The 5,414-nt window shown below is 76.0% G+C and carries 2 protein-coding genes; both read left to right on the top strand.

The window, feature by feature from the left end; translation table 11 throughout:
- Positions 1-202: 202 nt before the first annotated feature.
- Positions 203-3,058, top strand: a complete 2,856-nt coding sequence (locus AAC134_RS23335; RefSeq protein WP_339952124.1) for a DUF4159 domain-containing protein — start codon at positions 203-205, stop codon at positions 3,056-3,058.
- A gap of 55 nt (positions 3,059-3,113) precedes the next feature.
- Positions 3,114-5,249 (top strand): hypothetical protein, encoded by a 2,136-nt coding sequence (locus AAC134_RS23330; protein WP_339952122.1) that lies wholly within the window; start codon positions 3,114-3,116, stop codon positions 5,247-5,249.
- Positions 5,250-5,414: the final 165 nt, after the last annotated feature.

Below are 5,414 nucleotides of genomic sequence, written 5' to 3'. Positions count from 1 at the left end.
CGCCATCGGGGACGACGCCGCTCAGGCGGGCGCAGGCGCCGGCTGCGGCCGGGCAGGGCGCGGACCGGCGCCCGAGGCGCCTGGCGCGTCCGGCGGCAGCGGCGCGCTCCGGCCGTCCGGCGGCCGCGGCGACGCAACCCCGCGCCCCCATCCCCGGCGGCGCGACGCGAGGCGCGGATCCCCGCGCGAAAGGTGACCCGGAATGCTGAGCATCGGCTCGATCGCCTTCCTGAACCCCTGGCTGCTGCTGGCGCTGGCCGTGCTGCCCGCGCTGTGGTGGCTGCTGCGCGCCACCCCGCCCGCGCCGCGCCGGATCAGCTTTCCCGGCGTGCGCCTGCTGCTGGGCCTGCAGGACCCCGAGCGGATGCCCGACCGCACGCCCTGGTGGCTGCTGCTGCTGCGTCTTCTGGCGGTCGCCGCCGCGATCCTCGCCTTCGCCCGGCCCGTCGAGAACCCGCAGCGGGAGTTCGGCGGCGACGGCTCGCTGGTGGTCGCTCTGGATGGCGGCTGGGCCTCGGCCCCCGACTGGGAGGCCCGCCGCGAGCGGGCGCTGGAGGCGCTGGAGCAGGCCGAGCGCGCCGGCCGCCCGGTGGTGGTCGTCAACCTCGCCGACCCGCTGCCCGGCGGCCAGCCCCCCGCCGCCCGCCCCGCCGGCGACTGGCGCGGCGCGCTCGAGGCGATGGCCCCCCGCCCCTGGGCCCCCGACCGCGACGCCTTCGCCGACGCGGTCGAGGCGCTGGACGGGACGCTCGACGGGTTCGAGACGCTGTGGCTGACCGACGGCCTCTCGCATGGCGACTCCGGCGACCTGGGCGAGCTGCTGGCCGAGGCCGGCCCCCTGACCGTGGTCGGCCCCGACCGCCTCGCGCTGGCCCTGCGTCCGCCGCGGCTCGACGACGGCGCGCTGGTCGCGACCGCGCTGCGCGCCGATCCCGACGCCGGCCCCCGCAGCGTCACCGCCGCCGCCATCGGCCGCGGCCCCGAGGGCGCCGAGCGCCGTCTCGCGGTGGCCGAGGCCGCGTTCCCGGAGGGCGAGGCGACCGTCGACCTCGCCTTTGACCTGCCGCTCGAGCTGCGCAACCAGGTCGAGCGGGTGGCGATCCTGGGCGAGCCTTCGGCCGGGGGCGTGGCGCTTGCCGACGACGCGGTGCGGCGCAAGCGCGTGGGGCTGATCTCGGGCGAGGACGACGCGGGATCGCGGCCGCTCACCTCCTCCCTTCACTTCCTGCGCAAGGCGCTGCAGCCCACCGCCGAGGTGGTCGAGGGCTCGCTGAGCGAGATCATCGACTCCCGCCCCGACGCCATCATCCTCGCCGACCTCGGCGTGATGACCGACGACCAGCGCGCGGCGCTGACCGCGTGGATGGAGGAGGGCGGCCTGCTGGTCCGCTTCGCCGGCGCCCGCACCGCGCGGGCCGAGACCGAGGCGCTGCGCGACGCGGCCTCGGGCGGTCCCACGGGCGAGGATCCGCTGCTGCCCGTGCGCCTGCGCGCCGGCGGCCGGGCCGTGGGCGGCGCGATGTCGTGGGAGGCGCCGCAGGGCATCCGGCCCTTCGGCGAGGCCTCGGTGTTCTCGGGCCTGCCGGTTCCCGGCGACATCGACGTGCGCCGCCAGGTGCTGGCCCAGCCCGGGCCCGACCTCGCCGAGCGCACCCAGGCCGCGCTCGCCGACGGCACCCCGCTGGTCACCGCGGCCGACCGCGGCGACGGCCGGGTGGTGCTGTTCCACGTCACCGCCAACGCCGAATGGTCGTCCCTCCCCCTCTCGGGCCTGTTCGTGCAGATGCTCGAGCGGCTGGCGCTGGCCGCCTCCGTCTCCCCCGACGCGACGCTCGAGCAGATGGAGGGCGCGATCTGGACCCCGGTCACCATCCTTGACGGCTACGGCCGCCCCGCCGACCCGGGCCGCCTGCGCGGCGTGCAGGGCGCGCGGCTGGCCGAGGCCCGGCCGGGCCCCGACGCCCCGCCCGGCGTCTGGCGCTCGGGCGAGAGATCGGTGGCGATCAACCTTTCGGATGCCGAGACCGAGCTGACGCCCGCCGGGACGCCCCCCGCCGCCGCTCGCGTGGAAAGCATGACCCGCGCGGTGGAGCGGGACTACAAGGGCGCGCTGCTCGCCGCCGCGCTGATGCTGCTCGCCCTCGACGCGGTGGCGGCGCTGGCCGTCGCCGGCCGCCTGCGCCTGCCGCGCCGGGCCGCCGCGGGGATCGCGCTGGCGCTGGCCGCGGGCCTGATCGCGGCTCCCCCCGCCGCCTGGGCCCAGTCGGCGGGCGAGCGGGCGGTGCGCGACCCCGGCAGCTCTCCCGCCGACGCCAAGGCGCTGTCGGCGACGCTCGACACCGTGCTCGCCTATGTGCTGACCGGCGACCCGGAGGTGGACCGCGTCTCCGAGGCCGGGCTGCGGGGCCTGTCGCGGGTGCTGACCTCGCGCACCGCGGTCGAGCCCGCGGACCCGATCGGCGTGGATCTCGAGACCGACGAGCTCGCCTTCTACCCGCTGCTCTACTGGCCGATCTCGGCCGAGATGCCCACGCCCTCGGACGCCGCCTACGCACGGCTGAACGAGTTCACGCGCACGGGGGGCATGATCGTCTTCGACACCCGCGACGCGCATCTGGCCTCCGGCTTCGGAACCGGCACGCCGGAGGGGCGGGCGCTGCGCCGGCTGGCCGCGCCGCTGGACCTGCCCCCGCTGGAACCCGCGCCCGCCGACCACGTGCTGACCCGCACCTTCTACCTGCTGCAGTCCTATCCCGGCCGCTGGCGCGGCGGAGAGGTCTGGCTCGAGGCCGCGGCCGACGCCTCGGAGACCGACGGAACCCCGTTCCGCCACCTCAACGACGGCGTCTCGCCGGTGGTGATCGGGGCGGCGGACTGGGCCTCGGCCTGGGCGGTGGACGACGACGGGCAGTTCGTGGTGCCCGTGGGCCGCGACGGCGGCCGTCAGCGCGAGATGGCCTTCCGCTTCGGGGTCAATCTGGTGATGTATGTGCTGACCGGCAGCTACAAGTCCGACCAGGTCCACGTCCCCGCCCTGCTGGAACGGCTGGGCAACTGATGCCCCCGACCCCGTCCCGCCCGATCCCGCCGCCCCCGCAGGAGACGTCGCGCGCATGAACGCCGAGATCGACTTCGCCCCCCTGCTGCCGCTGGAATGGCTTGCGGCGCTCGCCGCGATCTCGGCCGGCGCGGTGATCCTGTCGCTGCTCCTCCGCTCGCCCGGATGGGCGCTGCGAGGGCTGGCCGCGCTGGCGCTGCTGGCCGCGCTCGGCAACCCCTCGCTGACCCAGGAGCTGCGCGATCCGCTGCCTGACGTCGCCATCGTGGTGATCGACGAAAGCGCCTCGAACGCCATCGACGATCGCGACGAGCAGACCTCCGCGGCCGAGACCGAGCTCGCCGCGGCCCTCGACGCGCTGGCCCGCGATCCCGACGCCCCGATGGAGGTGCGCACGGTGCGCGTCGACCGCCGCGCGGACAGCGTCGAGACCGCCGACCAGGGCACCCGCCTGCTGACCGCGCTCGAGGGCGCGGCGGCCGAGATCGCGCCCGACCGCATCGCCGGCGCGATCCTGGTCACCGACGGCCAGGCCCATGACGCCGAGGTGTTCTCCAACTTCCCCGCCCCGGTCCACGTCCTGCTGACGGGCCGCGAGGGCGAGTGGGATCGCCGCCTCGCCCTGCAGACCGCCCCCGCCTTCGGCATCGTGGGCGAGGAGGTCGACGTCGCCTTCCGCGTCGAGGCGCTGGGCGACGCGCCCGAGGAGGCCACCCGCTTCGCGCGGGTCGAGGTCCGCGTCGACGGCCGCATCCACAGCGTCGTCGACGCCCCCGTCGGGCGCACCTCGACCCTGCCGATCCCGATCGAGCATGGCGGCTCGAACGTCGTGTCGCTGTCGGTGGCGATGCGCGAGGGCGAGCTGACCGACCGCAACAACGCCGCGGTGTTCTCGGTCAACGGCGTGCGCGACCGGCTGCGGGTGCTGCTGGTCTCGGGCGAGCCGCATCCGGGCGAGCGGACCTGGCGCAACCTCCTGAAGGCCGACCCCTCGGTCGACCTGGTGCACTTCACGATTCTTCGGCCCCCCACCAAGCAGGACGGGGTGCCGGTGTTCGAACTCTCGCTGATCTCGTTCCCGACGCGGGAGCTCTTCATGCAGAAGATCGACGAGTTCGACCTGATCATCTTCGACCGCTACCGCCGACGGGGCGTCCTGCCCAACGCCTATATCGAGAACGTGGCCCGCTACGTGCGCGACGGCGGCGCGATCCTGATCGCCTCCGGCCCCGCCTTCGCGGGCGTCGAAAGCCTCTATCGCACGCCGCTGCGCTCGGTCCTGCCGGGCCGCCCCACCGCGCGGATCTTCGAGCAGGGCTACCGCCCCGAGGTCACCGAGCTGGGCGAGCGTCACCCGGTCACCGCCGGCCTCGTGCACGAGAACGCGGTGCAGGCCGCCCCCTCGGCCGAGGCGCAGGAGGACGCGGAGGCCGCCGGCGAGGGCCCCACCTGGGGCCGCTGGTTCCGCCAGATCGAGCTGGAGGCGACCTCCGGGCAGACAGTGATGTCGGGCGCTTCTGCGGCGCCGCTGCTGATCCTCGACCGGGTAGGGGAGGGGCGGGTCGCCTCGCTCGCCTCCGATCACGCCTGGCTCTGGTCGCGCGGTTTCGAGGGCGGCGGGCCGCAGGCGGAGCTGCTGCGCCGCCTCGCCCACTGGCTGATGAAGGAGCCCGAGCTCGAGGAGGAGGCGCTGACCGCCGAGGTCGCCGGCGCCGAGGTCACCGTCACCCGCCGCTCGGTCGAGACCACGCCGGGCCGCCTGACCGCCGTCTCCCCCTCCGGCGAGACGCTGGAGGCGGAGTTCGAGGAGGTCGGCCCCGGGCGCTGGCAGGCCACGATCCGGGCCGAGGAGCCGGGACTGTGGACCCTGACCGACGGCGTGCTGGAAGGCGTCGCCGCGGTCGGACCGCCGGCCCCCAGGGAATTCGAGAATCCCGTCTCGACCGGCGCCGTGCTGGCCTCGCTCGCCAACGCCTCCAACGGCGGGGTGATGCGGCTGACCGACGGGCTGCCGGACCTGCGCCGGGTGCGCCCGGGGCGGACGGCCTCGGGGCGCGGCTGGATCGGGATGGCCCGGCAGGAGGCCTACTCCGTGCGCGACATCACCCTGACGCCGCTGGCGCCGGGGTGGCTGATGCTGCTGCTGGCGGCAGGGCTGGCGGTCGGCGCCTGGCGGATCGAGGGCCGATAGGGGAGCGGTCTGCAGGCGCCCTGCGGGCGGGCTTGGCTGCGCTGCGCGTGGGGCTGGGGATGGCGGGAGACCCAAAGGGGGGAGCCTCCGGCGGGCTCCTGACTCACCAAAGAACAGGCGCTTGCCGAGGGGTGTTCGGGCGTCGCGCCGGGGCGTCGCGCGTGG

The organism is uncultured Albimonas sp., from assembly GCF_963977235.1.
GTDB lineage: Bacteria > Pseudomonadota > Alphaproteobacteria > Rhodobacterales > Rhodobacteraceae > Albimonas.
The sequence above is the reverse complement of the archived record's forward strand: the minus strand, read 5'-3'. Positions and strand labels throughout refer to the sequence as shown.

What these genes read in the sequence shown, in the direction of transcription:
- AAC134_RS23335 (WP_339952124.1), top strand. Translation starts at nt 203, where the DNA reads ATGCTGAGCATCGGCTCGATCGCCTTCCTGAACCCCTGGCTGCTGCTG.
- AAC134_RS23330 (WP_339952122.1), top strand. Translation starts at nt 3,114, where the DNA reads ATGAACGCCGAGATCGACTTCGCCCCCCTGCTGCCGCTGGAATGGCTT.